This window comes from Kutzneria sp. CA-103260 (genome assembly GCF_018263855.1).
GTDB lineage: Bacteria > Actinomycetota > Actinomycetes > Mycobacteriales > Pseudonocardiaceae > Kutzneria.
This window is the reverse complement of sequence record NZ_CP073318.1, coordinates 9,576,377-9,602,197: the sequence shown is the minus strand read 5'-3', so window position 1 is coordinate 9,602,197 and position 25,821 is coordinate 9,576,377. Positions and strand designations below refer to the sequence as shown.

Below are 25,821 nucleotides of genomic sequence, written 5' to 3'. Positions count from 1 at the left end.
CACCCGTTCCGGGGACTGTGCGGTCCATCACGAGGAGCGAGAATAACGGCGGTCGTTATCGACCCCCGCGCCGGGTCCCACAAGATCAGGACCAGCGCCGATGCACCCGTGGGACCCGCTCCCAGGCGGTCATCGTGTCCGTTCGGGCAGATGTGACGTGCCGTACTTCGCGGGGCGCCCCGGGCGGGCGGGGCGCCCCGCACGGCTCACTTGCGCGGCGACGGGGTCCGGCGGACCAGCAGCATCAGGCCGCCGCCCACTACCAGCAGCAGGCCGAAGCCGATGAGCATGCCGGTGTCGGCGGTGGTGCCGGTGTAGGCCAGCGTCTGCGTGCCCGACGGGGTGGTCGCGGTGGTCGACACCGGCGGGGCAGTCGTCGTCGTGGTCGTCGACGACGGCGGCGTGGTGGACGACTGCGACGGGCTCGTGGTCGTGGTCGAGCCGGTGGTCGTCGACCCGGTGGTGGTCGACTCAGTCGTGGTGGTCGTCGACCCGGTCGTCGTCGACTCCGTGGTGGTCGTCGTCGACTCGGTCGTCGTGGTGGTCGACCCGGTGGTCGTCGATGGAGTCGTGGTCGACTCGGTCGTCGTGGTCGTGCTGGTCGGCGGCGTAGTTGTCGTCGTGCACGGGGTGGTCGTGGTGGTGCGGCCGGTTGTGGTCGTCGGCGGCGTGGTCGACGTGCACGGCGGCAGGCCGCGGCCATGGCCCGCGGGCTCGCAGGTGGGCGGCGGCGTGGTCGACTCGCAGGTCGGCGGGTTGCCCCGGCCGGTCCGCTCGCACGGCGGGTTGCCCCGCTGCTGGGCGGCCGCCGAGTGGGCGGCCGGGGCGGTGCTGTCCGCTGTCGCGGCCATGGCCGCCCCGGCACCGGCAATGATCGTCCCGGCCACCATGACGGCCAGGGGGAACGCGAGCGCTCTTCTGTTGCGCACGGGAGTGTCCTTCCGAGGCGGTTAACTGCATGACGCAACCTCGGAAGGTACCCATTAGACGTAACGTTAATGACCCGAAAGGCTCACTCGAACGGGTTCTTTTGGCGCAACCACACCGTAAGTCGTGGTTCGCTGGCGTGCCGGACGACCGGCCAGCGCCGCCATCGACTCCAGCTGCTCGATGGTGCGGGCCGAGCCGTGCTCGGAACCGGCCATCCGGCTGATCGTCTCCTCCATCAGCGTGCCGCCGAAGTCGTTGGCGCCGCCGCGAAGCACCTCGGCCGTGCCCTCGTCGCCGAGCTTCACCCAGGAGCACTGGATGTTGTGGATCCGGCCGTGCAGCGCCAGCCGGGCCATCGCGTGCACCGCGCGATTGTCCCTTCGGGACGGTCCCGGGCGGGCCACGCCGGCCAGGTAGATCGGCGCGTTGCGGTGCACGAAGGGCAGCAGCACGAACTCGGTGAAGCCGCCAGTGTCGTCCTGCAGACGGGCCAGCGTGCGCAGGTGGCCCAGCCAGTGACCGGGGTGGTCGACGTGGCCGTACATCATGGTGGACGAGGAGCGGATGCCCAGCCGGTGCGCGGTGCCCACGACCTCCAGCCAGGTCTTGGTCGGCAGCTTGCCCTTGGTCAGCACCCAGCGCACGTCGTCGTCGAGGATCTCCGCCGCCGTGCCGGGAATCGTGTCCAGGCCGGCGTCGCGCAGCTCGGTCAGCCACTCCTGCACGCTCACGCCGGCCTTGGTGGCGCCGCTGACGATCTCCATGGGGCTGAAGGCGTGCACGTGCATGCCGGGCACCCGGGTCTTGATCGCCCGCACCATGTCGGCGTAGAAGCTGGTCGGCAGCTTGGGGTCGATGCCGCCCTGGATGCAGACCTCGGTCGCGCCCACGTCCCACGCCTCCTGGGCGCGGTCGGCGACGTCGTCCACGGTCAGCCGATAGGCGTCGGCGTCGCGTTCCCGTTGCGCGAAGGCACAGAACCGGCAGCCGACGTAGCAGACGTTGGAGAAGTTGATGTTCCGGTTCACCACGTAGGTGACGTCGTCGCCGTTGACCTCGGCCCGCAGCTGGTCGGCCAGCCGGGTCATGGTCTCCAGCGCCTCGCCGTCGGCGGTGAGCAGCGCCAGCGCCGCGTCCGCGTTCTTCTCCTCCAGCAACGCGCCCGGGTTCTCGGCGGCGATCTTCAGTCCATTGCGGACATCGCTGGGCAGTTTGCTGAAGGTGGGGCTGGTGTCCAGCTGGCGGCGCAGCGACTCCCAGTCGCCGTAGACGCTGTCGAAGTCGCCACGGCGGTCGCCGGTCCGGCCGGTGGTGTCGATGGTCTCGTGCAGATCGGTGCGGCCCTGCGACTCCAGGGCGTAGTCCGGCTCCTGCCACGTCCGTCCACTCAGGACGGCGTCCGGGTTGGCCAGGCCGGTTTCCTTGTCCGCCAGGGCATCCACGTGCGCGCCGATGCGGGTGTCGATCCACGGCTGGCCCGCCTTGACGAAACGCGGGTAGGCCGTGAGCCGCTCACGCAGCTGGAAGCCCGACTTGGCCGTGACGTCGGTCAGCTCGTCGATGGCCGGCCACGGGCGCTCGGGGTTGACATGGTCCGGGGTCACCGGCGAGACGCCGCCCCAGTCGTCGATGCCGGCCCGCAGCATCAGTTCGAACTCGTCGCCGACCAGGTTCGGCGGGGCCTGCACGCTCACGGTGGACGGCAGCAGCAGCCGGGCCACCGCGATGGTCGCCGCCAGCTCGTGCAGGTCGGCGTCCGGCATGCCACGCATGGCGGTGTCCGGCTTGGCCCGGAAGTTCTGGACGATGATCTCCTGGATGTTGCCGTACTGGCGGGCCACGCCCCGGATGGCCAGCAGCGAGTCGGCCCGCTCGTCCAGGTTCTCGCCGATGCCGATCAGGATGCCGGTGGTGAACGGCACGCCCACCCGGCCGGCGTCGGTCAGCACCCGCATCCGGACCGCCGGCTCCTTGTCCGGGCTGCCGAAGTGCGGGCCGCCCGGCTCGCTCCACAGGCGGGTCGCGGTGGTCTCCAGCATCATGCCCATGCTGGCCGCCACCGGCTTGAGCCGCTGGAACTCCTCCCAGCTCAGCACGCCCGGGTTGAGGTGGGGCAGCATGCCCGTCTCCTCCAGGACCGCGATGGCCACCGAGCGCAGGTAGTCCAGGGTCGAGCCGTAGCCGCGGGCCTCCAGCCACTCCCGGGCCGCCGGCCACCGCTCCTCCGGCCGGTCGCCCAACGTGAACAGGGCCTCCTTGCAGCCCTGGGCCGCCGCCTGGCGGGCGATGTCCAGCACCTCGTCGCGCTCCAGGTACGCCGCCGGCAGGCGGTGCGGCACCGTCGCGAACGTGCAGTAGTGGCAGCGGTCCCGGCACAGCCGGGTCAGCGGGATGAAGGCGTTCTTGCTGTAGGTGATGACACCCTCGCGGCCCTCGGCCCTCAGGTGCGCGTTGCGGACCCGGCCCGCGATCGCCAACAGCTCGTCCAGGTGATCGCCTCGGGCGTGCAGCAGCACCGCCGCCTCGGTGGCGTCCAGCGTCGAACCGTCTGCTGCGCGGCGAAGTGCCCGGCGGAGGGCCGATTCGCTCGGGCGCGGGGTGTCGTTGACCACCGGCCGAGCGTAAGTCGGTTTTCTCGCCGCACCGTCGCTGAGCGTAGGGAGACCACTCTCACAGGAGGAGCGGGAATATTTCAGACGTCGTAGCGGACGGTCACGGGGGCGTGGTCGGACCACCGCTCGGCGTAGGTGGCGGCCCGCTCGGTCACCGCGGAGACGGCCTTGCCGGCCAGGCCTTCGGTGGCGACGTGCAGGTCGATCCGCCAGCCGGAGTCGTTGTCGAAGGCCTTGCCCCGGTAGGACCACCAGCTGTACGGGCCGGCGGTGTCGGGGTGCAGGGAGCGCACGACGTCGGTGTAGCCGGCGGCGTAGAGCTGGTCCAGCCAGGCCCGCTCCTCGGGCAGGAAGCCGGCCGACTTCTGGTTGGTCTTCCAGCTCTTGAGGTCCTCGGGGCGGTGCGCGATGTTCCAGTCGCCGCAGACCAGGACCTCGCGGCCGTCGGCCTCGGCCTTGGCCCGCAGCTCGACGAGATGGGCGAAGAAGGCGTCGAGGAAGCGGTACTTCTCGTCCTGCTTGGGGGTGCCGGCGTCACCGCTGGGCAGGTAGAGGCTGGCCACGACCACGTCGGCCAGCTCGTACTCGACGTAGCGGCCGCTGCGGTCGAACTCGGCCGAGCCGAAACCGACGCGGACGGCCTCGGGGGCGGTGCGGGACAGCAGGGCGACGCCGGCCCGGCCCTTGAGCTCGGACTCGGCCAGCGTGGTGTGCCAGCCGGCCGGCTCCAGCAGCTCGGCCGGCAGCTGATCGGGCTCGGCCCGCGTCTCCTGCAGGCACACGACATCCGCCTCGGTGGCGGCCAGCCACTCGACGAAGCCCTTCTTGGCGGCGGCACGGAGCCCGTTGACGTTGACGGTGGAGACGGTCAGCACACCCCGAGCCTAGCGGCATCAGGAACGCGTAAACGCGGGGCTCGCCGCCGTTAAGAACGCATCAGGGCCGGCGATGCGGGCGTAAAGGCCCCGGACGCTTCAGACGAGAGATCCGGGGAGAGGGAGAGCGTGTTCGACGTCGTGAAACGGCTGCTGGTCGGCCGCCCGCTGCGCAGTGAGCGGTTGGGCGACACGCTGTTGCCGAAATGGTTGGCGTTGCCCGTTTTCTGCAGCGACCCGATCTCGTCGGTGGCCTACGCGACCGAGCAGATCCTGCTCACGCTGGCGGTCGGCGGCGCGGGCGCGCTGTCACTGTCCGCGCCGGTCGCGGCGGCGGTGGCGATCGTGCTGATCGTGGTGGTCGCCTCCTACCGCCAGACCTGCTACGCCTACCCGAGTGGCGGCGGCGCGTTTGTCGTCTCCAAGCAGAACCTGGGCGAGTCGGCGGCGTTGACCGCGGCGGCGGCGCTGCTGGTGGACTACGTGATGACGGTGGCGGTGTCGGTGGTCTCCGGCGTCGTGGCCATCACGTCGGCGTTCCCGGAGCTGGCCCCGCACGCGGTGGGCATCTCGGTCGGCTTCGTGGCGCTCATCGCGGTGGTGAACCTGCGCGGCGTCAAGGAATCCGGCAAGTCGTTCGCCATCCCGACCTACGCGTTCATCGTGCTGACCTTCCTGATGTTCGCGGTGGCGGCGATCCGCGGCCTGGCCGGCGACCTGCCGCAGGCGTCCACCGCGAGCCTGCCGTTCCACCAGACCGAGAGCACGGCCGGCTTCGGCGCGGTTTTCCTGTCACTGCGGGCTTTCGCGTCCGGCTGCACGGCGCTGACCGGCGTGGAGGCGATCAGCAACGGTGTGCCGGCCTTCCGCAAACCCAAGTCCCACAACGCCGCCCTGACGCTAGTGATGATGGGCGTCATCGCGGTGACGATGTTCGGCGGCATCACCGCGTTGGCCGTGCACCTCAACGCGCACGCCGAGCCGGACGGCAACCCGTCGGTGATCTCCCAGGTGGCGGCCAGCGTGTTCGGCGGCAGCTCCCCGCTGTTCTACCTGTTCCAGGCGGCCACCGCGGGCATCCTGATCCTGGCCGCCAACACGGCGTTCAACGGATTCCCGGGCCTGGCCTCGATCCTGGCCCGCGAGCGCTACCTGCCCCGCCAGCTGCACAACCGCGGCGACCGGCTGGTGTTCAGCAACGGCATCCTGCTGCTGGCGGCGGCCGCGATCGTGCTGATCATCGGCTTCGACGCCAACATCGACGCCCTGATCCAGCTGTACATCATCGGCGTGTTCACCAGCTTCACGCTCAGCCAGGCCGGCATGGTCGTACACTGGAAACGGGAACTGGCCAAGGAAACCGACCCCGGCAAGCGAGCCAGGATGCGCGGCTCGCAGGCGATCAACGCCTTCGGCGCCGGGCTGACCGCGGTGGTGCTGGTCGTCGTGTTCGCCACCAAGGTGGTGCACGGCGCGTGGCTGGCGGTGCTGGCCATGGTGGTGCTGTTCTTCCTGATGCGGGCGATCAACCGCTACTACCGACGGTTCGAGCGCGAGGTCGAGACCACCAAGCCGACCACCACGCTGCCGCCGCGGGTGCACGCCCTGGTGCTGGTCTCCCGGCTGCACCAGCCGGCGTTGCAGGCGCTGGCCTTCGCCAAGGCGACCCGGCCGGATCGGCTGGAGGCGGTCACGGTCGCCACCGACGACGAGGAAACCCGTGGCCTGCAACGGGAATGGGAGCGTCGCGGGATCAAGGTGCCGCTGGTGGTGCTGTCCTCGCCGTACCGGGACGTGAGCAAGCCGATCGTGGAGCACGTGGCCCGCATCCACGGCCGGGACAAGCGGGGCGTGGTCAGCGTGTTCATCCCCGAGTACGTGGTGCGGCGCTGGTGGCAGCACCTGCTGCACAACCAGAGCGCCTTGCGTCTCAAGGCAAGGCTGCTGTTCACGCCGGGAGTGGTGGTGGTCAACGTGCCGTACCACGTCGGCCTGGCCGACCAGGGCTGGATGACTCAGCAGGTGTTGCCGGAGGCGGCCACCAGGTAGTCGACCGACGCCCACCGCGTGCCGTCCAGCTGGCGGAAACCGTTCTGCACCAACGGCTGCGCGGTCACGGGCTGGCTCTGCACCAGCCGTCCGACGATCCGGTCGGCGGTGCTGGGCCCGGTCCGCACGTTGAGCACGTCGGCGTTGACCGTGAAGGCGCACTGCGGATTGCCCTGCGACGCGCCGGCGTTCTGGTGCGCCAGCAGGGCGAACGCCGCGAAGCCGACCCCGCCGATCACGGCCAGTTTCATCACCGGAATGCCGAACACCCCGTCCTCCCCTCGCCGGAGACGTCATGAACCAGACATCTCAGCAATACCGGAGGACGGGGCGCCGCAGAACCACCCGACCCGGAATCCACCCGGCCGGGGCTCCCTACCGGGCTAGCCCATCACCAACCGTCACAGCAGGGGCTGAAGGAGATTCGCGAATCCCACGTGGCCGTCGCGGTTGGGGTGATAGGACTCGGACACCGGGTTGGACAGGCCGTTGAGCCATTCCACCTTGTCGCACACCGCGTGCCCGGTGAACGCCGTCCGCGGGTCGGCGAAGGTGAAGCCGTGCGCGGTGGCCCGGCCCTTGATGGCGTTGTCCAGCGTGTCGGCGGCCGCGTTGAGCTGGCCCTCCTCGGTCGGGCTGATCCGGGCCAGCGCGTTGCAGGCCACACCGTTGAACAGCCGCGGATAGCCGACGACCACGACCTTGGCGCTCGGGGCCCGGGTGTGGATCTGGGTGTACACGGTGTCCAGCGCGCCGGTCAGGGTGCTGGCGATCAGCCCCACCGCCTTGTTGATGTCGCCGGTGCAGTCGTACAGCGGCAGCGCGCACTTCTCGATCACGCTGGAGAAGCCGATGTCGTTGCCGCCGACCGAGACCGTCACGTACTTGGTCGACGTGGACAGCGCGCCGACCTGCTTGGCGAGCACGTCCGCGGTCTTGGCGCCGCTACAGGCCTGAAGGTTGAGGGCCAGGCCGAGCCGGCTGGCCAGCAGTTCGGAGTAGGCGTACACGGAGCGGTCGCACGTCGTGTCGAAGTACGTCCTGGTGCCCACGCCGGAGGCGTAGGAGTCGCCGAGGGCGACGTAGCCGGGTTGCGCGGCCGCGGAAGCCGTGCCGGCGAGCGTGAGACCGAGCATCGCGGTCAAGGCCGCGAGCAGGAGCTTCTTCCCCATGGGCCGGACGGTAAGCCGTGACCGGCACACAAAAGGGCCCCGTCGCGAGACGGGGCCCTTTTGGTCACGCTTTCAAGCTCAGGCGGACGCCATGCGCTTCTGCAGGTTCTCGTCGAGGGTGTTCAGGAACTCCTCGGTGGTCTGCCACGCCTGGTCCTTGCTGATCAGCAGGGCCAGGTCCTTGGTCATGGCGCCGGCCTCGACCGAGGAGATGACGACCTCCTCCAGGGCCGTGGCGAACTGGGTGACGGCCGGGGTGCCGTCCAGCTTGCCGCGGTGCTGCAGGCCACGGGTCCACGCGAAGATCGAGGCGATCGGGTTGGTGGAGGTGGGCTTGCCCTGCTGGTGCTGGCGGTAGTGCCGGGTCACGGTGCCGTGCGCGGCCTCGGCCTCGACGGTGCGGCCGTCCGGCGTCATCAGCACGGAGGTCATCAGGCCGAGCGAGCCGAAGCCCTGGGCCACGGTGTCGGACTGGACGTCACCGTCGTAGTTCTTGCAGGCCCAGACGTAGCCGCCCTCCCACTTCATGGCGGCGGCGACCATGTCGTCGATCAGGCGGTGCTCGTAGGTCAGGCCCTTGGCGTCGAAGTCCGCCTTGAACTCGGCCTCGAAGATCTCCTGGAACACGTCCTTGAACATGCCGTCGTAGGCCTTGAGGATCGTGTTCTTGGTCGACATGTACACCGGGTACTCGCGCTGCAGGCCGTAGGACAGCGAGGCCCGCGCGAAGTCCTCGATGGACTTGCGGAAGTTGAACATGCCCATGGCGACGCCGCCGCCCTCGGGGTAGTTCGCCACCACGTGCTGGATCGGCTCGGAGCCGTCGGCCGGGGTGAAGGTGATGGTCAGCTCGCCCGGGCCGGCCACCTTGAAGTTGGTGGCCTTGTACTGGTCGCCGTGGGCGTGACGGCCGATGATGATCGGCTTGGTCCAGCCCGGCACCAGGCGCGGGATGTTGGAGATGACGATCGGCTCGCGGAAGATGACGCCGCCGAGGATGTTGCGGATGGTGCCGTTGGGCGACAGCCACATCTTCTTCAGACCGAACTCCTCGACCCGGGCCTCGTCCGGCGTGATGGTGGCGCACTTCACACCGACGCCGTGCTTCTTGATGGCGTTGGCGGAGTCGATGGTGACCTGGTCGTCGGTCGCGTCCCGGTGCTCGATGCCCAGGTCGTAGTAGTCCAGGTTGACGTCCAGGTACGGGTGGATCAGCTTGTCCTTGATGAACTGCCAGATGATGCGGGTCATCTCGTCGCCGTCGAGCTCGACGACGGTGCCTTCGACCTTGATCTTGCCCACGCCGGGCTCTCCTCTCGCGACAATGCAAGCAGTACGAGTGTACTGCTAACCCTTCGTGATCGCTTCAGGGGCGTGGCCAACGACACTTGCCCAAAGACACTGCACAGTCGACCCGTCGTGTCGCCGCCCCGTCGACGCCACCGATGGGTAGCCTGCCTCGCCGGGGAAACTGATCTTGAAGCAGGGGGCGTTGTGTCGACCGGACCTACCCATGCGATGAGCGGGCTGATGATGTGGGGCGGGGTGTCCATCGTGGCCATCGCCAACCACCTGCCGATGACTCCGCAGACCTGGGTCGTCGGGGCTGCCCTGTGCAGCGGCGCGGCCCTGCTGCCCGACCTGGACCACCCCGAAGCCACCGTCGCGCACACGTTCGGCAAGGTCACGTGGGTGCTGTCCAAGGGCGTGCACTGGCTCAGCCACGTCGTCTACCGCGGCACCCGGCTGCGCAGCGACGCCAACCGGCACGGCGGCCACCGCGGCGTGACCCACACGCTGCTGTTCGCCTTACTGGCCGGAGCCGGCACGTACGCCGCGGTGGAGTGGGCCCACAAGATCGCCTTGCTGCCGCTGCTGTTCCTGTTCTGTGCCCTGGCCGTGCGCGGACTGCTGCACGAGTGGACACCGAAGGGCCATGTGCTCGGCGTGACGGTGCTGTCGCTCGGCCTGACGGTCCTGTGCTGGCACTGGATCGACGTCGGCCCGGCGGAGCAGGCGATGTGGTGCGCGGTGGCGGTGGCCGCCGGCTGCCTGGCCCACTGCCTCGGCGACGCGATCACCGAGCAGGGCTGCCCGATCTTCTGGCCGATCCCGTTCAACGGCAAGACCTGGTACCCGGTGGCGCTGCCCAAGCCGATGCGGATGCGCACCGGCGGCCGGGTCGAGCTGGGCATGGTGCTGCCGGTGCTGACCGTGCTCGGGGTGTGGCTGTCGCTGGCCTCGCTGCAACGCACCGGCGTCGCCACCTGGGTCCCGTTCGACCTGCTGACCCTGCACCAGATGCCGGCCGTGGTCGCGGGCCACTAGCCGGTCGACGAAGTTCGTACACTGGGGGCATGGGCACCACGCTTGAGCACCCGCTCCGGGAGAGCATCCGGATCGAGGCCGTGCTCCAGGCCCTGGCCGATCCGGTGCGACTGCGCATCGTGCAGGCCATCGCCGAGCGCGGCGAGATGGCCTGCGGTGTGCTGGAGCTGCCGGTCAGCAAGTCCACCCTGACCCACCACTGGCGGGTGCTGCGCGACGCCGGCGTCATCCACCAGCAGCCGGTCGGCACGTCCAAGGTCAACACCCTGCGCCGGGACGACCTGGACGCGCTGTTCCCCGGCCTGCTCGACGGCGTGCTGGCCGGTCTGCTGTCCGCCGCGCGTGTCTGAGGGTTTTCACCGGTTGTAACCGGCTCGTCAAAACCGGTCGCGACCATTGGCCACATGCCCGCCGCTACCTGGTGGCCCTCGGTCGTGCAGGGTCACGTCATGCATCTGCCGGAGACGGTCGCCGGTCGGCCGCGCACGATCCGCCACGCCGGCGGCGAGGCCGTCGTCGCCGTGTGTCGGTCCTGGGTGCGGCCGCCGAGCGGCGACGCCGCCGGGGAGCACTGCCCCGACTGCGTCGAGGTGGCTACCGCTTAGGGCCCTTGATGGTCAGGGCGGCCATGTTCAGGTAGCCGCTGATCACGATGTGCGGCGTGCCCTGGTGGCCCTGATAGCCGACGCGGTCGTTGACCGAGCTCATCTTGGTGTTCAGGTCGGCCACGCTCACCGCTCCGCCGGCCGGCACCCGCAGCGTCACGGCGCCGCCGACGACCTCCAGCCGCAGGTCCAGCCGCTCGTGCTCGAACACGGCCTCGCCGAAGTCCAGGTTGACGCCGGCGCCCCACTTGGACCGGATCACCATCGACCGCGGCACCGGCCACTGGCCGCTGCGGTTGATGCTGGAGCCGACGCCGCTGGTCAGCACCATCGGCTCGCCGGGCAGCGGCGGCCGGTCGGCGGCCGGCCGGCCCCAGCCGCCGCGGACCCGCATCTCCGGGTGCGTCATGCCGGGCAGGTCGGCCAGCACCACGTTCAGCTCGGCGCGGGTCCGCGAGGACAGCGCCACGTCGGTGCGGTCGGTGAACTCCTCCAGCGTGAGCAGTCCCATGCCGATCGCCTTCTGCAGCAACCCGATCACGTGTTCCCGCTCCGCGTCCGAGACGCGGAGTTCCCTGCTGCTCACCCCGTTCACCATGGTCTCGATGCTAGGCGCGGCCCACCCCGGCCGGGATCGGGGAATTACCCGGATAAATGAGTTGCCCCGGCCCCTAGCGTGGACAGACGTGTCCGCTGTGATCGGCTGTTATCTCCGCATCACGCTCGCCGGATTCCACAGGTACTCCACCTACCGCCAAGCCGTGCTCGCCGGGACCGCGACCAATGTCGTCTTCGGACTGATCAAGGTCGGGATCCTGACAGCGGTGTACCTGGCGCGCGATGGGGCCTCGATCGGCGGCTATGACCTGACCACCTCCATCACCTACGTCTGGCTCGGCCAAGGGCTGCTCGGCGTCGTCGACTTCTGGAGTTTCGACGACCTGTCCGACCGGATCCGGACGGGCGACGTCGTCGTCGACCTGTCCCGGCCGTGGGACCTACAGGCCGCCCTGCTGGCCACCGACCTGGGCCGCGCCGGTTTCAGCGCGATCGCCCGCTTCGTCCCGCAGGTCCTGCTGGGGGCGCTGCTGTTCCCGTTCCGCTGGCCGACCGACCCGCTGGTCGCACCGGCCTTCCTGGTCAGCACCGTGCTCGCGGTGCTGGTCAGCTTCCACATCCGGTTCCTGTTGAGCATGACCACGTTCTGGCTGCTGGACTCGCGCGGCGTGCGCGCCCTGTACGGGGTCCTCTCCGGCACCCTGGCCGGGCTGGAGATCCCGCTGTCCTACTTCCCGGACTGGGCCCAGCACGCGCTCGCGCTCACCCCGTTCCCGTCCATGCTGCAGTATCCGATCAACGTGTTCGTGCAGGACGGTTCGGCGCCGGCCACACTGGGCCAGCAGCTGCTGTGGTTGCTCCTGCTGGCCGCCGCCGGCCGGCTGGTGCTGGCCCGGGCCATGCACAAGGTGGTGGTGCAGGGTGGCTGACCTGGCCGTGTTCGCCCGGCTGGCGCGGGCCCAGGTCCGCAGCCAGCTCAGCTACCGCAGCTCCTTCGTGATGAACTGCTTCGGGCAGGCCCTGGCCCAGGCCAACGACCTGGTCGTGATCCTGATCGTGTTCGGCCGGGTGGCCAGCCTCGGCGGCTTCGACATCAGCGCCGTGCTGCTGTTCTACGCGTTGTCCGGGATGTCGTTCGGGCTGGCCGACATGGCCGTGGGCAGCATCGAGCGGCTACCGACCTACATCCGCGCCGGCACCTTCGACGTGGTGCTGATGCGTCCACTCGGGACACTGCTCCAGCTGTTCGCCAGCGACTTCCAGCTGCGCCGGATCGGCCGTGTGCTCACGGCTTTCGGCGTGCTGGTCTACGTTCTGTCCACTTCGGACATCCACTGGTCGCCGGCCAAGGTCCTGCTGCTGGTGCTGACACCGGTGGCCGGGGCTGCCATCTTCGGCGCGATCTTCGTGGCCGCCAACTCGGTGTCGTTCTGGTTCATCGACGCCCGCGAGCTGGCCAACACCGTCACCTACGGCGGCAGCTACCTGACCTCGTACCCGATCTCCATCTACACCGGCTGGATGCGTGTCCTGCTGGCCTATCTGGTGCCCGGGGCGTTCGTCGCCTACTACCCCGCGCTCACCCTGCTCGACCACGCCGACCCGCTGGGCGCGCCGAGCTGGCTCGGCTGGCTCGGCGCTCCGGTCGCCGTGCTCGCCGCCGTGGTCGCCGGCCTGATCTGGCGCTCCGCCGTCCGCCACTACCGAGGAACAGGATCATGATCGAGGTCAGCGAGCTGGGCCGGACGTTCACCGTCACCCGCAAGGCCGGCCGGTTCCGGCGGACCCGCGAAGAGGTGGTGGCCGTCGGCGGCGTGTCGTTCACCGTCGAGGCCGGCGAGACCGTCGGCTACATCGGGCCGAACGGGGCCGGCAAGTCCACCACCATCAAGATGCTCACCGGCATTCTCGTGCCGACCACCGGACGGGTCCGGGTGTGCGGGCTCGATCCGTCCCGACAGCGTGCGGAGCTGGCCCGGCGCATCGGCGTGGTGTTCGGGCAGCGCAGCCAGCTGTGGTGGGACCTGCCGCTGCTGGAGAGCTTCGAGCTGCTGCGGCACATCTACCGGGTGCCGGCCGGCGAGCACGCCAAGCGGTTGCAGGAGTGCACCGAACTGCTTGGGCTACAGGCGTTTCTGGACACGCCGGTACGGCAGTTGTCGCTGGGCCAACGGATGCGGGGCGAGGTTACGGCCGCGCTGCTGCACGGACCGGAGCTGCTGGTGCTCGACGAGCCGACGATCGGGCTGGACCTGGATTCCAAGGAGCGGCTGCGGGAGTTCCTGGCCGACCTGAACGCCAACCGTGGCACGACACTGCTGCTGACCACGCACGATCTGGACGACATCGAGCGGCTGTGCCGGCGGATGATGGTGATCGACCGCGGCCGGGTGCTGGCCGACGGCCCGCTCGCCGAGCTGCGGGACGAGGTGACGCCCGAACGCGTGCTGGTGGTGGACTTCGAGCGGCCGTGCGAGGAGCTGACCGGGCTGCCGGGGGTGCGGGAGGTCAAGGTCGAGGCCAACGGACTGCGGCAGCAGCTGTCGTTCCGCCGGGACGCGACCACCGCGGCGGCGCTGATCACCATGATCGCCGAGCGCTCGCCGGTGCACGACGTGGCCGTGATCGAACCGGACATCGACGACGTCGTCCGGTCCCTGTATCACCGGTAATGTGGTGTGATGAGGGCGAAATTGGTCGTAACGGTGGCGGTGTCGTCGATGTTCGCGTTGACGGCCTGCGGGGCTTCGGCGTCGGGCACGCCGAGCACGAAGTCGGAGATCTGCGCCCAGGCGCTGGGTTCGACGATGCTGGGCCAGCTCAGCGACGCCGCGCGGAGCAGCGCCGACCACGCCAAGCAGTTGGCCGACCAGTTACAGCAGCTGTCGACTCAGGCCCAGGACCAGAAGCTGGCCCAGGCCCTGGCCGACGCCGCCCAGACCGCCGGTGAAGCCACGCTGAAGCACCTCACCGACGGTGACCTGGCCAAGTGGGCCCAGAACGAGGCGGCCAAGTTCGACGCCGTCCGCCAGGCCTGCTCCAGCTGATCAGACCAATCCCCGCCTCATCAACGTTTGGAAAGGACCATTCCTCCACTCCAACGAGAGGAATGGTCCTTTCCCAGCATCAAAACGGGGGTGCCGACTGGACCAATGTCGGTCTGGTCAGCGGGCGGCGGCCCAGAAGACGTAGGTGGCGGAGTACGGCGTCGACACCTGGGCCCCGTCGGTGCACGGGCCGGCGGGTGCGAGGCCGCCTCGGGTGGCCAGCCGCTGCACGTAGGTGACGTCGGAGAACTGCCCCTTGCCGTGGTTCTCCGTCGCCTTCAACAACAGCTCCGGCACGGCGCCGGGGCGCGGCGCGGACGCGCCGGGCACGGCGGCGGCGCCGACCTCGCTGCCGTCGACGGTCGACACCCAGATCGGGCCCTTGAAGTGCAGTGCGACCGGTTTGCCGTGGTCGGACAGGGTGGCGGCCGGTTCGAGCAGGGTCCACGCCGCGTTGGCGCACGTGTAGATCTGGACACCCCGGCCGTCGAACGTGGCGATCATTCGGTTGCCAGCCGGCACTTTCACCGCGACCGGCGCTGGAACCTCTTGCTGGGCAACGGGCTTCACCTCGGGTTGGGGCGCGGAGTTGGCGGCGACGCCGACAGTGGCGAGCGCGGACACGAGGGCGAGTGCCGTCGTCACGCGGTTCATGGTGTTGTCTCCCAGGGCCGGTAGCCGATCCGATCGACCACAAAACGGGGGATCCTCAGCACGGGTTCGACAATGTGACCCAGGTCACCATGGAACGCGGACTCGGCCCGGTTCGTTCAGCCGAGGTGGAACCGCCGCTGGTGTACGGGCAGGGCCAGCAGCTGCTGGTCGTCGACGACGAGCCGGGCATCACCGAGATGCTGGCCACCACCCTGGGCCTGGCCGGCTACCAGGTCCGCACCGCGGGGACCGGCCGGGAGGCGCTCAAGCGGGTCGCCGCCGACCCGCCGGACCTGGTCATCCTGGACGTGATGCTGCCGGACGTGGACGGCTTCGAGGTGTGCCGCCGGGTCTCCGAACTGCCAGACTCGCCGCCGGTGCTGCTGCTGACCGCCCGGGACTCGGTGCTGGACAAGGTGACCGGCCTGACCACCGGCGCCGACGACTACCTGACCAAGCCGTTCAGCATCCCGGAGGTGCTGGCCCGGGTGCAGGTGCTGCTGCGCCGGGCCCGCCGCGACGCTCCCGACCCGGTGCTGAGCGTGGGCGGCGTGGTGATGGACGAGGGCTCGCGCCGGGTGACGCGGGACGGCCGGCTGGTCGAACTGTCCCCGACCGAGTACCGGCTGCTGCGCTATCTGATGGTCAACGCCGGCCGGGTGGTGTCCAAGGCCCAGGTGCTGGAACAGGTGTGGCGGCACGACTTCGGCGACGGCGTGGTGGAGAAGGTGGTGTCCCGGCTGCGGCAGAAGCTGGACGCCACCGGCGCGCCGCTGATCCACACCGTCCGCGGCTTCGGCTACAGCCTTCGGGAGGGCTGACGGTGCGGCGCGTGACGTCGCTGCGCGGCCGGCTGGTCTGCGCGGTGATCGCGCTGGCCGCGCTGGGCATGGTGATCGTCGACGCCGCCTCCATCGTCGCGCTCCAGGTGTACTTCCAGGACCGCGCGGACGCCTGGCTCTCCGATGCCACCGCCCGGGTGACCAGGGCGATCGAGACCGCACCGGTAGTGGTCACCAAGGACAGCCTGGCCGTGCTGCTGCAACCGGGCTACGTCGTCGTATTGGTCGGCGACGACGGCCGGATCCTGGACCAGACGCCGGCGCTGGAGTCGTCGGGCCGGCCGACCTCGCCGCCGACGCTGCCCGCGACGCTGGGCCAGGACTTCGCGGCCAAGCCGGTGACGCTGTCCTCCGACGGCGGCCCGCAGTACCGGGCGCAGATGTTCAGCGTGGGCCACAACATCCGCTTCACGTACCCGGACGGCCGGCAGGAACCGATCGCGAGCGCGCTGCTGGCCGAGAGCCTCGATCCGACGCAGCAGGCGCTGGACCGGCTGGTGCTGTTCGAGCTGATCGCGACGGCGGCAGCGTTGGCCGGCATCGGGCTGCTCAGTTTCGCGGTGCTCAAGGTCGGCCTGCATCCGTTGCGGGACATGGCGCGCACCGCGCGCCGGATCGCCGCCGGCGAACTGCACCAGCGGATCGAGGCGCCGAACGAGGGCACCGAGATCGGTCAGGTTGTCGTGGCGCTGAACGAGGCGTTCGACGCGCGCCAGCGGTCGGAGGAGCGGCTGCGCCGGTTCGTCGCCGATGCCTCGCACGAGCTGCGCACGCCGCTGACCACCATCCGCGGCTGGGCCGAGATGCACCAACACGGCCTGGCCGGCGAGGAGCTGACCGCGCTGTCGCTGTCGCGGATCCAGCAGGAGTCGGCTCGTATGCAGGACCTCGTGGGCGACCTCCTGCTGCTGGCTCAACTGGACCAGCAACACGAGCCGGTCGCCGAGACGGTTGATCTGGGCGCCTTGGCGGCCGACGCCGTGGCCGACGCCCAGGTCACCGCCCCGCAGCGGCGGATCCGACTGCTGGTGCGCGGCCGGACCGTGGTGTCCGGCGACGAGAACCGGCTACGCGAGGTGCTCCAGAACCTGATCAGCAATGCCCTGGTGCACACCCCTTCGGGCACGGAAGTCGAGGTTCGCGTGACCGGCGACTGTGCCAGGGTGGAATTGGTTGTGGCCGATGACGGACCGGGTATGGACGAGGCGACCGCCGGCCGGGTGTTCGAGCGGTTCTTCCGCGCCGACCAGGCCCGGAGCCCGGGCACCGGCGGCACGGGGCTCGGGCTGAGCATCGTGCGCTCGATCGTGCTGGCCCACGGCGGCGCCGTCGACCTCGTGACCCGACCGGGTGAAGGCAGTGTCTTCACTGTCAGCCTTTCGTCAGGTTCATGGGAGTCGGCGGTCAGCCCGACCGGGTTGGCTGGGGACAGCGAACATGAGGGGAGAGTGCAGTGACCATCGAGGCAGCGCCGTTGCCCATCGAGCGGCCGACGCCGTTCGACCCGCCGGAGGAGTACCGCAAGCTGCGGGAGGACCAGCCGATCAGCCGGCTGGCCATGCCCGACGGCTCGCTGGGCTGGCTCGTGACCAGCTACGAGCACGTCCGCTTCGTGATGGCGGACCCGCGGTTCAGCTCGCGGCCGGAGAACATCACCGATCCGATGCGGGTGATCCCCCCGGACCAGAAGTTCGAGGTCCCCAAGGGCATGTTCATCTCGATGGACCCGCCGGACCACGGCCGCTACCGCAAGCTGCTGACCGGGCAGTTCACCGTGCGGCGGATGCGGGCGCTGGAGCCGCGCATCCACCAGATGGTGGTCGACCACCTGGACGCCATGCAGGAGGCCGGCGACTCCGGCGACCTGGTGGCCGAGTTCGCGCTGCCGATCCCGTCGCTGGTGATCTGCGAGCTGCTGGGCGTGCCCTACGAGGACCGCGAGGAGTTCCAGCACCGCTCGCACCGGCTGCTGCGGGTGGACCTGCCGATCGACGAGATCCGCAAGGCCGCCGACGGTATCCGCGAGTTCATGGGCCGGCTGGTCGCGGGCAAGCGGGCCGAGCCCGGCGACGACATGCTCAGCGGCCTGTTCGAGTCGGACCCGACGCTGACCGACGACGAGGTCGCGGAGATGGGCCTGCTGTTGCTCATCGCCGGCCACGAGACCACCGCCAACATGCTCGGCCTCGGCACGTTCCTGCTGCTGCAGAACCCGGACCAGCTGGCCAAGCTGCGCGAGGACCCGAGCCTGCTCAACGGAGCCGTCGAGGAGTTGCTGCGCTACCTGTCGGTGGTTCAGTTCGGCACCCGGCGCGGCGTGCTCGAGGACGTCGAGGTCGGCGGGCACCAGTTCCGCAAGGGCGAGACCGTGATCTGCTCGCTGGCCGCGGCCAACCGGGACCCGGCGCGCTTCGACAACCCCGAGATCCTGGACATCACCCGCACGCACAGCACGCACGTGGCGTTCGGGCACGGCGTGCACCAGTGCCTCGGCCAGCAGCTGTCCCGGGTGGAGATGCAGATCGCGTTCCGGGAGCTGTTCGACCGGTTCCCGAACCTGCGGCTGGCGGTGGAGCCGGACCAGGTGAAGCTGCGCAAGATGTCCGTGGTGTACGGCGCGGACTCGCTGCCCGTCGCCTGGTGACGTGGTCCACGAAGAAGGCCCCCGCCGCGGCGGGGGCCTTCTTGTCACTCATGCCTCAGATCAGGCCCAGCTTGCGGACCGCGTCGCGCTCCTCTTCCAGCTCCGCCACGGTGTGCGCGATCTTGGCCCGGGAGAAGGCGTCGATCTGCAGGCCCTGCACGATCTCGTACTTGCCGTCCTTGCAGACGACCGGGAACGAGGAGATCAGGCCCTCCGGCACGCCGTAGGAGCCGTCCGACGGCACGCCCATGGACACCCAGTCGCCCTCGGCGGTGCCGTTCACCCAGTCGTAGACGTGGTCGATGGCGGCGTTCGCGGCCGAGGCGGCCGAGGAGGCGCCGCGCGCCTCGATGATCGCCGCGCCGCGCTTGGCCACGGTCGGGATGAAGGTGTTCTCGATCCACTCCTGGTCGTCCACCGTCTCGGCCGCGTTGCGGCCGCCGACCTCGGCGTGGAACAGGTCGGGGTACTGGGTGGCGGAGTGGTTGCCCCAGATGGCCAGCCGCTTGATCTCGGTGACCGGCACCTGCAGCTTGTTGGCCAGCTGCGAGATGGCGCGGTTCTGGTCGAGGCGGGTCATCGCCGTGAAGCGCTCGGCCGGCACGTCCGGCGCGTGCTGCTGGGCGATCAGCGCGTTGGTGTTGGCCGGGTTGCCGACCACCAGGACGCGCACGTCGTCGGCCGCGCCGGCGTTGATGGCCTCACCCTGCGGCTTGAAGATGCCGCCGTTGGCCTCCAGCAGGTCGCCGCGCTCCATGCCCTTGGTGCGGGGGCGGGCGCCGACCAGCAGGGCCACGTTCACGCCGTCGAACGCCGTCTTCGCGTCGTCGGTGATGTCGATGCCGTCCAGCAGCGGGAACGCGCAGTCCTCCAGCTCCATGGCGGTGCCCTCGGCCGCCTTGACCGCCTGGGGGATCTCCAGCAGGCGCAGCCGGACCTTGGTGTCCTGGCCGAGCAGTTGACCCGAGGCGATCCGGAACAGCAGTGCGTAGCCGATCTGGCCAGCCGCACCGGTGACGGTCACGTTGACGGAGCGTGCCACAGGGAAGATCCTCCCGATCCGCAGTCTGCATCACGTCCACGGGTGCGACCACCATGGCAGGAGTCCTGTCCGGCGGCCTCAGCACCGGGACCGCGCACCGGGCGCGTCGCCCGGTTGCCGCAGATTACCAAGGTGCGGAGATCCCCGACTGTCGGCCGTGAGCAGGGTCGCAAGGTGGCCACGGACACCCCCGCGAGTCCCGCTCTCAGGCAGCCGTGTGTCGACTTCGGGGCACGTCCCAAACCTGTGTCTCAGTTGCCCGAGCGCGGGACTCGCGCATACGGGTCAGTGGTCGAAGGGGCCGCCGGTGATGGTGGCGGCGACCAGGACGATCAGGACGCCGAAGCCGCCGTACAGGAGCACGTCGGTGAACCGGCGGCGCAGGGCGATCAGGCCCAGCTGCTTGTCCGGCAGCAGGGCCCGCAGCCCGGCCGCCACCAGCAGGGAGCCGCCGATCAGGCCGGAACCGATCCGCCAGTGGTACAGGAAGATCAGCAGCACGCCGGCCGCCGCGATGGCCAACACCAGCACGAACGGCGTGTACCGGCTGATCTCCTCGGTCCACCGGCGGCGGCCGGTCACCGTGATCACGACCGAGCCGCGAGCTCGCGCTCCGCGGCCTCCACCACGTTGGCCAGCAGCATCGCCCGGGTCATCGGGCCGACGCCGCCCGGCATCGGCGCGAGGTAGCCGGCCACCTCGCGGACGCCCGCGTGCACGTCGCCGCGCAGCCCTTCGTCCGTACGGGTGATGCCGACGTCCAGCACGGCCGCGCCGGGCTTGACCATGTCGGCGGTGATCAGGCCGGCCACGCCGGCCGCGGCGACCACGATGTCGGCCCTGCGCACCTCGGCGGCCAGGTCCTTGGTGCCGGTGTGGCAAAGAGTCACAGTGGCGTTCTCGCTGCGCCGGGTCAGCAGCAGGCCCAGCGGCCGGCCGACCGTCACGCCGCGGCCGACCACGCACACCTGCGCGCCGGCGATCGGCACGTCGTAGCGGCGCAGCAGCGCCACGATGCCGCTCGGCGTGCACGGCAGCGGGCCGGGCTCGCCCAGCACCAGCTTGCCCAGGCTGACCGGGTGCAGGCCGTCCGCGTCCTTGGCCGGCGCGATCCGCTCCAGCAGCGCGCCGGTGTCCAGCTGCTTGGGCACCGGCAGCTGCACGATGTAGCCGGTGCAGGCCGGGTCGGCGTTCAGGTCGTCCAGCACGGCCTCGACGTCGGCCTGGGAGATGTCGGCCGGCAGGTCGCGGCGGATCGAGGTGATGCCCACCTTGGCGCAGTCCGCGTGCTTGCCGCGCACGTAGGCGTGCGAGCCGGGGTCGTCACCGACGAGCACGGTGGCCAGGCCCGGAGTCACCCCCCGCTCGCTGAGCGCGGCGACCCGGACCCGCAGGTCGTCGAAGATCGCGTCGCGGGTGGCCTTGCCGTCGAGGATCGTGGCGGTCACGTCGCCCATTCTGCCCTGGCGGCCACGCGGCGTCCGCGCGGGGCGAGGCCGGGAACACTCGAAACCACCCCATCGGCCAGGTAACGGACGCGACGTCTACCGATCTCATAACTCACGGTCGCCCGATTGCGGCATTCGCCCCCCGTTGGCCAAGCCGGGGGTCAATCATCAATGCTGGTCGTGACGAGGAGCAGGGAGGTCTGGGCCACACCCGGTGTGAGGCGGGTGTCAGATCGCAACGGAACGCGAGAGGATGGGCGTGTGTCACAGCCGACCCCGCTGAACCCAGTCGAACAGGACGCGTTGGTCAAGCAGATCGGGTTGGCCCTGATGAAGGCGGCTCCCCAGGACTGGGAGCAGGTCAGGGCCTACTACCGGGCTGCCGGGCGCTACTTCGAGCTGTCTGCCGAGGTGACCGACCAGGACGGGCAGAGCCGGGCCTGGACCGCGCCAGCGGACACCGCGTCCCTGTTCGCGCGCCTACGGGCCGGCATGTACCGCGAGGGCCGCGGCACCTGGTTCAACGCCCGCTACCAGCTCGACCGCCCGTCCAGCTACAACCTGGACTTCGACCGGGACGAGCCGCAGTGGCAGAACCCGCCGCCGCCGATGGCCTACACCGACGAGATGCGCTTCTTCCCGCGCACCGACGAGAACGTGCCCGAGTGGCTGGCCGGCCGGCTGCAGGCGCCGGCCCCGGCCCGGCCGCCGATGCCCCCGCAGAACCAGGGCCCCGGCCGGCTGCGCACGGCGCGGATCTTCGACGGCCCCGGGCCCGACGGACGGCCGACGGTGAACCGGCCGCCGCTGGACCCGGCCGAGGTCGGCAAGGTGCTGGACTACCTGGAGACGGCTCCGGTCGTCATGACCGCCCAGGGCATGGACAGCGACCGGCTGGCCCACGAGAACCCGGAGTCCATCCCGTTCGCCTTCCACACCGACGGCACCTGGATCTGGCCGGCCGCGGTGATCTTCTACCTGGCCCGCTACGGCGTGCCGCCCGAGCCCGACTTGGTGCAGCACATCCGCTCGGTCAACTTCCACGCGCCCGAGGTGGACGAGCCGACCCGGGGCCAGGCCGTGGCGCTGCTCAGCACCATGGTCCCCAACGGCCGGCCGGTGCCCGCCCAGCAGCCCCCGGGCCAGCAGCCGCCGGCCACGCAGATGATGCCGGTGCCCGAGCCGCCGCAGGTCGCGCCCGAGCCCGAGCCGGAACCCCAGCCGGAGCCCGAGCCCGAGCCGCTGGTCGTGGACCAGTTCACGGAGCCGGAACCCGAGCCGGTGGCCGAGCCGGAACCGCCGGCCGGCTCACCCGAGCCAGTGGGCGGGGTCAGCATCGAGCTGCTGCGTGAGCTGCTCGACGAGCTGAACGTGCCGTCGTCGGTGTACCGGATCGGCGAGCCGTCGCCCAACACCTGGTACCTGGAGCGGGTCGAGGACGGCTGGCAGGTCGGCTGGTACGAGCACGGCTTCAGCACACCGATGCTGTTCGACGACGACAACGACGCCGCCGCGTTCCTGCTGGGCAAGCTGCTGCTCAACCGGCCCGTGCCGGCCGACGAGCCGGCCGCGGACCAACAGTCCGCCAACCAGCACGCCGAGCCCCAGCACAGCGAGAACCAGCACTTCGACCGGCACGCCGAGAACCAGCACTTCGAGCCGGAACCCGAGCCCGAGCCGGTGGACATCGCGCCGACGCCGGTGCCGCTCCCGCCGCTCGCGCAGCCGGACCTGCCGCCGCTCGACCTGCCTTCACGGGCGGCCCACCAGGACCAGCCCCTGGATCTGCCGTCCCGGGCCGCGCACCAAGAGCAGCCCCTGGACCTGCCGTCTCGCGCAGCCCACCAGGACCAGCCGCTGGACCTGCCCTCGCGGGCCGGCCACCAGGAGCAGCAGCCGTTCGACCTGGCGTCCCGCGCGCACCAGGAGCAGCAGCCGTTCGACCTGGCGTCACGGGCCGCCCAGCCGGACCTGCCGCCGATGGACCTTCCCTCGCGGGCCACGCACCAAGAGCAGCAGCCGGACCTGCCGCCGCTCGACCTGCCGCAGCGGGGCGAACCGGCGACCCGGATGGAGCCGCGGCCCGAGCCCGGCCTGCCGCCGCTGACCCCGCCCCGGCCCATGCCGGCCCAACCGCCCGTGGGCCAGCCGGCCATGGGCGGCGGGCCGGCCCCGATGGGCGACCGCCCGCCGATGGGCCAGCCGATGGCCGGACAGGGTCAGCCGCCCCTGGGTCAACAGCAGAACGGCCAGCCGCAGGGTGGTCAACAGCAGCAGGGCGGCCAGCCGCCCCGCGCCGACGAGTGGCCCATCCAGCCGCTGCGGGGCGAGCCGCCGTTGACGCTGTTCCGCGGCAAGCGGGTCATCGAGCTGCCCCAGGGCGTCGAGATCGACCGCTTCGGCCAGCCCGACGGCAACCTCACCTACGCCGGCGGCACGCCCTTCCCGCTGCGCTCGCTCGTGCCCGAGTGGATCACCCGGCCGTACCACGTGTACCGCCTGCAGCAGCCGGTCCAGGCGCTGGCCGGTGTGGCCGTGCCGTGGTTCGGCCAGCCCGGCGGCGGCACCGCGTACCTGCTGCCGAAGTCCATCGACGAGCTGGTGTCCGACGGCACGCTGGTGGAGGTCCGTCAGGGCACTCCCCCGCCGACCGGACAGTGACAACGGAAACGGGCCATGCACTCCAGGTGCATGGCCCGTTTCCGTTGTCAGCCCTCAGCCCTCGACCACCAGCCCGTGTGCCGCGGCGAACCGCACCGCCTGGTCCAGGTCGATCTTCGCCCCGGTCAGCTGGGCCTGCCGCAGGCCGTCCGGGTCGAGGCGGGCGCCGCGCAGGTCGGTGTCCTCCAGGCGGGTCCGCAGCAGCCGCGCCCCGGTGAAGTCGGCGTCCCGCAGATCGGCTTCCCGCAAGTCGGCCTCGACGAGGTTGGCCTCCCGCAGCCGCAGCCCGGACAGGTCCATCTTGCGCAGGTCGACGCGGCCGAGGCCGGCCAGGCTCAGGTCGGTGTCGCGAATGACGCAACCTCGCAGCCGGCAGTCGGTGAAGGTGGAGCCGAGCAGCGTGCAGCCCTCGAACCGGGACGAGGCGAACACGGTCCGGTTGAAGGTGCAGCCCCGGAACGCGGTGCCGGTGTGCCTGGTGTCGCCGAGGTCGGCCCGGGTGAAGTCGCAGTTGGTGAAGGTGCACGCCTTGGTCACCAGGTCGCGCAGATCGGCGTCGGTGAAGTCGCAGCGTTCGAACGAGCGGCGCTCCCAGCTCTGCCCGGTGAGCACGGCGTCGGCGTAGTCCTCGCCGGTCTCGACGCTCACTGCGGCACCTCGCTAGCGCTCGGTGTCCGCGTTCGCGGACGCTCTGTGCTGGATGACTCGCTCGCAAGCTCGCTCATGCGCGGCACCTCGCCAGCGCTCGGTGTCCGCGTTCGCGGACGCTCTGTGCTGGATGACTCGCTCGCAAGCTCGCTCATGCGCGGCACCTCGCCAGCGCTCGGTGTCCGCGTTCGCGGACGCTCTGCGTTGAATGGTTCGCTCGCAAGCTCGCTCACGGGACCACCACCACGGGCCGCTTCGCCCGCGTGACCAGGGTCTTGGGCACGGAGCCGAGCAGGTGGCCGCTGTGCCGGGACCGGCCGACGACGATGCAGTCGGCCCGCAGCTCCTCGGCGATCTGCTCCAGGGCGGTGGCTGGATCGCCACGATGGTGCAGCAGGTCCCACTCGATGCCGTACTGGTCGAGGAACTTGGCGGCCTCGCGCCGCACCTCGGCCACGTAGTCGTTGGCCGTCTCGGCGGCGTTGATCATGCCGATGGACGTCCAGTAGGCGGCGCTGGCCAGTGGCTCGACGTACACCAGCACCAGCCGGGCCCGCTCGCGGCGGGCCAGCCCGGCGGCCCAGGCGGCTGCGTTCACGGCCGGCGGCGAGCCGTCGACGCCGACGACGATGCTGCCGACCCCGTCCTTGCCGATCTCGAACCCCGGTACGGCGTCTTCGTGCACGCCACGGATCGTAGTCAGTCCCTCGGCTCGTGCCGGAAGAACGCCTCGATGGCCGCCTGGTTGTCGGCGCTGGTGGTGTTGGTGAGCACGATGGAGCGCTCGCCGTCGCGCACCTCGATCTTGCGGTGCTGGCCGCGGGTGACCCAGTCGCGCAGCACCCGGCCGAGCTGGATGAGCACCGGCGAGGTGCTCAGCGCGACGATGATGGTGCTGACGGTGTCGGCGTCGGCCCCTTTGCTGGCCGCCGGCGGCGGTCCGCCGGGCGCGAAGTCCACCCGGTCCACGTCCAGGTCGAGCAGCTCCGTGCGCAGCTGCCGGGCCTGACTGTCGACGTCCTCGGGATCACCGTGCAGGGTCAGCGACACTGTTGTCACCGGTCGGACGATACACCGTCCACAGTGGACTCAAGGCCCGCTCGGACGATCCGGTTGTACGCCGTCAGCCGGGCGATCAGCACATCGGATTCCTCGGCTCCGTCGAACAGCCAGTCGGCGATCAGCTCGAACAGCCCGCCGATGGTGGCGATGGCGATCGGCCGCACATCCTGGTCGGGTCCGATCACGCCGTACTGCCGCCACACACCCTCGACAAACCCGGCGGCCCAGCGCCGGTTCTCCCGGCGACGCCGCTCGACCGCCGGTGACACCCCCGCCGACTGGCCAAACAGCACCTGCGGCACCCGGAGGTCAGCGACCAGCACCTGGGCCAGCGTCTCCAGCAGGCCGTCGATGCTGTCGACCTCGCCCAGCGCCGCCTGCATCCGTGCCGACAGGTCGGCCGTGAGCTGCTCGAACAGGGCCAGGTAGCAGGCTTCCTTGCTGTCGAACAGCTCGTAGAAGCTCTTGGTGCCGACGTAGGCCGTCTGGCAGATCTCCTCGATCGGCACCGCGCCGAAACCCTTGCGGCCGAACAGGGTCAGCGCTGCCGCCAACAGGTCCGCCCGCCGTTGCGCCCGACGCTGCTCGGCGTCGAGTCCACGGACGGTGCGGCCGCTGCGGGTCATGCCGAAATGCTACGGAAC

General features: G+C 70.4%; 28 protein-coding genes. 13 read left to right on the top strand and 15 right to left on the bottom strand.

The window, feature by feature from the left end; translation table 11 throughout:
* Positions 1-206 precede the first annotated feature (206 nt).
* The gene (locus JJ691_RS42860) at positions 207-362 is read right to left on the bottom strand and encodes an LPXTG cell wall anchor domain-containing protein (protein ID WP_211765145.1); all 156 of its coding nucleotides are present in this window, start codon (positions 360-362) and stop codon (positions 207-209) included.
* On the opposite strand from JJ691_RS42860, the gene JJ691_RS42855 reads away from it, so the two are divergent.
* Positions 352-954 (top strand): hypothetical protein, encoded by a 603-nt coding sequence (locus JJ691_RS42855; protein WP_211765144.1) that lies wholly within the window; start codon positions 352-354, stop codon positions 952-954. The genes JJ691_RS42860 and JJ691_RS42855 overlap by 11 nt on opposite strands.
* Before the next feature lie 41 nt (positions 955-995).
* Here the strand turns inward: JJ691_RS42855 and JJ691_RS42850 are convergent, their stop codons facing one another.
* Together JJ691_RS42850 and JJ691_RS42845 are read right to left on the bottom strand one after the other, a co-directional pair.
* Entirely contained in the window at positions 996-3,542 is a 2,547-nt protein-coding gene (locus JJ691_RS42850) for a bifunctional FO biosynthesis protein CofGH (protein ID WP_211765143.1), read from the bottom strand.
* 80 nt (positions 3,543-3,622) lie between these two features.
* Positions 3,623-4,417 (bottom strand): exodeoxyribonuclease III, encoded by a 795-nt coding sequence (locus tag JJ691_RS42845; protein ID WP_211765142.1) that lies wholly within the window; start codon positions 4,415-4,417, stop codon positions 3,623-3,625.
* 129 nt (positions 4,418-4,546) lie between these two features.
* On the opposite strand from JJ691_RS42845, the gene JJ691_RS42840 reads away from it, so the two are divergent.
* Positions 4,547-6,466 carry an APC family permease gene (locus tag JJ691_RS42840; protein WP_249227385.1) on the top strand — a complete coding sequence of 640 codons (1,920 nt, stop codon included), beginning with the start codon at positions 4,547-4,549 and terminating at the stop codon, positions 6,464-6,466.
* Here JJ691_RS42840 and JJ691_RS42835 read toward each other — a convergent pair.
* The 3 genes from JJ691_RS42835 to JJ691_RS42825 all read right to left on the bottom strand — a co-directional run bounded on the left by JJ691_RS42835 (position 6,433) and on the right by JJ691_RS42825 (position 8,940).
* Positions 6,433-6,735: an SH3 domain-containing protein gene (locus JJ691_RS42835; RefSeq protein ID WP_211765141.1), complete on the bottom strand. Its 303-nt coding sequence runs from the start codon at positions 6,733-6,735 to the stop codon at positions 6,433-6,435. The two genes, JJ691_RS42840 and JJ691_RS42835, sit on opposite strands and share 34 nt — an antisense overlap.
* Positions 6,736-6,867: 132 nt before the next feature.
* The gene (locus tag JJ691_RS42830) at positions 6,868-7,638 is read right to left on the bottom strand and encodes an SGNH/GDSL hydrolase family protein (protein ID WP_211765140.1); all 771 of its coding nucleotides are present in this window, start codon (positions 7,636-7,638) and stop codon (positions 6,868-6,870) included.
* Between the two features lie 78 nt (positions 7,639-7,716).
* Positions 7,717-8,940 (bottom strand): NADP-dependent isocitrate dehydrogenase, encoded by a 1,224-nt coding sequence (locus JJ691_RS42825; RefSeq protein ID WP_211765139.1) that lies wholly within the window; start codon positions 8,938-8,940, stop codon positions 7,717-7,719.
* Positions 8,941-9,132: 192 nt separating this feature from the next.
* Between JJ691_RS42825 and JJ691_RS42820 the strand changes: the two genes are divergently transcribed.
* From JJ691_RS42820 to JJ691_RS42810, 3 genes are read left to right on the top strand one after another with little or no spacing between them, the layout of a single operon-like run.
* Complete coding sequence (locus JJ691_RS42820; protein ID WP_211765138.1) at positions 9,133-9,966, top strand: metal-dependent hydrolase; 834 nt, start codon at positions 9,133-9,135, stop codon at positions 9,964-9,966.
* A gap of 29 nt (positions 9,967-9,995) precedes the next feature.
* Entirely contained in the window at positions 9,996-10,316 is a 321-nt protein-coding gene (locus JJ691_RS42815) for an ArsR/SmtB family transcription factor (RefSeq protein WP_211765137.1), read from the top strand.
* Positions 10,317-10,370: 54 nt separating this feature from the next.
* Positions 10,371-10,571: a hypothetical protein gene (locus JJ691_RS42810; RefSeq protein WP_211765136.1), complete on the top strand. Its 201-nt coding sequence runs from the start codon at positions 10,371-10,373 to the stop codon at positions 10,569-10,571.
* On the opposite strand, the gene JJ691_RS42805 is transcribed toward JJ691_RS42810, so the two are convergent.
* On the bottom strand, positions 10,561-11,169 hold the full coding sequence (locus tag JJ691_RS42805) for a DUF1707 SHOCT-like domain-containing protein (RefSeq protein WP_211765135.1): 609 nt from the start codon (positions 11,167-11,169) through the stop codon (positions 10,561-10,563). The genes JJ691_RS42810 and JJ691_RS42805 overlap by 11 nt on opposite strands.
* A gap of 88 nt (positions 11,170-11,257) precedes the next feature.
* Between JJ691_RS42805 and JJ691_RS42800 the strand changes: the two genes are divergently transcribed.
* Genes JJ691_RS42800 through JJ691_RS42785 form a run of 4 tightly spaced genes read left to right on the top strand, consistent with a single transcriptional unit; the run spans position 11,258 to position 14,176 of the window.
* Complete coding sequence (locus tag JJ691_RS42800) at positions 11,258-12,058, top strand: ABC transporter permease (RefSeq protein ID WP_249227384.1); 801 nt, start codon at positions 11,258-11,260, stop codon at positions 12,056-12,058.
* Positions 12,051-12,851 carry an ABC transporter permease gene (locus JJ691_RS42795; protein WP_249227383.1) on the top strand — a complete coding sequence of 267 codons (801 nt, stop codon included), beginning with the start codon at positions 12,051-12,053 and terminating at the stop codon, positions 12,849-12,851. Before JJ691_RS42800 ends, JJ691_RS42795 begins: the two co-directional genes overlap by 8 nt.
* On the top strand, positions 12,848-13,801 hold the full coding sequence (locus JJ691_RS42790) for an ABC transporter ATP-binding protein (protein ID WP_211765133.1): 954 nt from the start codon (positions 12,848-12,850) through the stop codon (positions 13,799-13,801). The genes JJ691_RS42795 and JJ691_RS42790 overlap by 4 nt, the downstream gene beginning before the upstream one ends.
* Positions 13,802-13,810: 9 nt before the next feature.
* Complete coding sequence (locus JJ691_RS42785) at positions 13,811-14,176, top strand: hypothetical protein (protein ID WP_211765132.1); 366 nt, start codon at positions 13,811-13,813, stop codon at positions 14,174-14,176.
* A gap of 117 nt (positions 14,177-14,293) precedes the next feature.
* Here JJ691_RS42785 and JJ691_RS42780 read toward each other — a convergent pair whose 3' ends face one another.
* Entirely contained in the window at positions 14,294-14,830 is a 537-nt protein-coding gene (locus JJ691_RS42780) for a DUF3455 domain-containing protein (RefSeq protein ID WP_211765131.1), read from the bottom strand.
* 89 nt (positions 14,831-14,919) lie between these two features.
* Between JJ691_RS42780 and JJ691_RS42775 the strand changes: the two genes are divergently transcribed.
* From JJ691_RS42775 to JJ691_RS42765, 3 genes are read left to right on the top strand one after another with little or no spacing between them, the layout of a single operon-like run.
* Positions 14,920-15,651, top strand: coding sequence for a response regulator transcription factor (locus tag JJ691_RS42775; protein ID WP_211765130.1), 732 nt, complete (start codon positions 14,920-14,922; stop codon positions 15,649-15,651).
* An 11-nt stretch (positions 15,652-15,662) separates the two neighbouring features.
* Complete coding sequence (locus JJ691_RS42770; RefSeq protein ID WP_211765129.1) at positions 15,663-17,129, top strand: sensor histidine kinase; 1,467 nt, start codon at positions 15,663-15,665, stop codon at positions 17,127-17,129.
* A complete protein-coding gene (locus JJ691_RS42765) occupies positions 17,126-18,316 on the top strand; it encodes a cytochrome P450 (RefSeq protein WP_249227382.1) in 1,191 nt (396 codons plus the stop codon). Before JJ691_RS42770 ends, JJ691_RS42765 begins: the two co-directional genes overlap by 4 nt.
* Positions 18,317-18,371: 55 nt before the next feature.
* Here the strand turns inward: JJ691_RS42765 and JJ691_RS42760 are convergent, their stop codons facing one another.
* The 3 genes from JJ691_RS42760 to JJ691_RS42750 all read right to left on the bottom strand — a co-directional run bounded on the left by JJ691_RS42760 (position 18,372) and on the right by JJ691_RS42750 (position 20,806).
* On the bottom strand, positions 18,372-19,358 hold the full coding sequence (locus JJ691_RS42760; RefSeq protein WP_211765128.1) for a malate dehydrogenase: 987 nt from the start codon (positions 19,356-19,358) through the stop codon (positions 18,372-18,374).
* Positions 19,359-19,643: 285 nt separating this feature from the next.
* A complete protein-coding gene (locus JJ691_RS42755) occupies positions 19,644-19,949 on the bottom strand; it encodes a DUF3017 domain-containing protein (RefSeq protein WP_249227381.1) in 306 nt (101 codons plus the stop codon).
* Positions 19,946-20,806: a bifunctional methylenetetrahydrofolate dehydrogenase/methenyltetrahydrofolate cyclohydrolase gene (locus JJ691_RS42750; protein WP_211765127.1), complete on the bottom strand. Its 861-nt coding sequence runs from the start codon at positions 20,804-20,806 to the stop codon at positions 19,946-19,948. The genes JJ691_RS42755 and JJ691_RS42750 overlap by 4 nt, the downstream gene beginning before the upstream one ends.
* 261 nt (positions 20,807-21,067) lie before the next feature.
* On the opposite strand from JJ691_RS42750, the gene JJ691_RS42745 reads away from it, so the two are divergent.
* Positions 21,068-23,467 carry a glycohydrolase toxin TNT-related protein gene (locus tag JJ691_RS42745; protein WP_249227380.1) on the top strand — a complete coding sequence of 800 codons (2,400 nt, stop codon included), beginning with the start codon at positions 21,068-21,070 and terminating at the stop codon, positions 23,465-23,467.
* A gap of 54 nt (positions 23,468-23,521) precedes the next feature.
* Here JJ691_RS42745 and JJ691_RS42740 read toward each other — a convergent pair whose 3' ends face one another.
* From JJ691_RS42740 to JJ691_RS42725, 4 genes are all read right to left on the bottom strand, one after another.
* Complete coding sequence (locus tag JJ691_RS42740; RefSeq protein WP_211765125.1) at positions 23,522-24,115, bottom strand: pentapeptide repeat-containing protein; 594 nt, start codon at positions 24,113-24,115, stop codon at positions 23,522-23,524.
* Positions 24,116-24,344: 229 nt separating this feature from the next.
* The gene (locus tag JJ691_RS42735; protein ID WP_249227379.1) at positions 24,345-24,800 is read right to left on the bottom strand and encodes a universal stress protein; all 456 of its coding nucleotides are present in this window, start codon (positions 24,798-24,800) and stop codon (positions 24,345-24,347) included.
* Between the two features lie 14 nt (positions 24,801-24,814).
* Positions 24,815-25,174 carry an effector-associated constant component EACC1 gene (locus tag JJ691_RS42730; RefSeq protein WP_211765124.1) on the bottom strand — a complete coding sequence of 120 codons (360 nt, stop codon included), beginning with the start codon at positions 25,172-25,174 and terminating at the stop codon, positions 24,815-24,817.
* Complete coding sequence (locus JJ691_RS42725) at positions 25,171-25,803, bottom strand: TetR/AcrR family transcriptional regulator (RefSeq protein WP_211765123.1); 633 nt, start codon at positions 25,801-25,803, stop codon at positions 25,171-25,173. The genes JJ691_RS42730 and JJ691_RS42725 overlap by 4 nt, the downstream gene beginning before the upstream one ends.
* Positions 25,804-25,821 lie beyond the last annotated feature (18 nt).

Coding starts and splice junctions, on each gene's coding strand:
- JJ691_RS42830 (WP_211765140.1), bottom strand. CDS start 7,638: ATGGGGAAGAAGCTCCTGCTCGCGGCCTTGACCGCGATGCTCGGTCTC.
- JJ691_RS42815 (WP_211765137.1), top strand. CDS start 9,996: ATGGGCACCACGCTTGAGCACCCGCTCCGGGAGAGCATCCGGATCGAG.
- JJ691_RS42810 (WP_211765136.1), top strand. CDS start 10,371: ATGCCCGCCGCTACCTGGTGGCCCTCGGTCGTGCAGGGTCACGTCATG.
- JJ691_RS42805 (WP_211765135.1), bottom strand. CDS start 11,169: ATGGTGAACGGGGTGAGCAGCAGGGAACTCCGCGTCTCGGACGCGGAG.
- JJ691_RS42790 (WP_211765133.1), top strand. CDS start 12,848: ATGATCGAGGTCAGCGAGCTGGGCCGGACGTTCACCGTCACCCGCAAG.
- JJ691_RS42785 (WP_211765132.1), top strand. CDS start 13,811: ATGAGGGCGAAATTGGTCGTAACGGTGGCGGTGTCGTCGATGTTCGCG.
- JJ691_RS42780 (WP_211765131.1), bottom strand. CDS start 14,830: ATGAACCGCGTGACGACGGCACTCGCCCTCGTGTCCGCGCTCGCCACT.
- JJ691_RS42775 (WP_211765130.1), top strand. CDS start 14,920: ATGGAACGCGGACTCGGCCCGGTTCGTTCAGCCGAGGTGGAACCGCCG.
- JJ691_RS42725 (WP_211765123.1), bottom strand. CDS start 25,803: ATGACCCGCAGCGGCCGCACCGTCCGTGGACTCGACGCCGAGCAGCGT.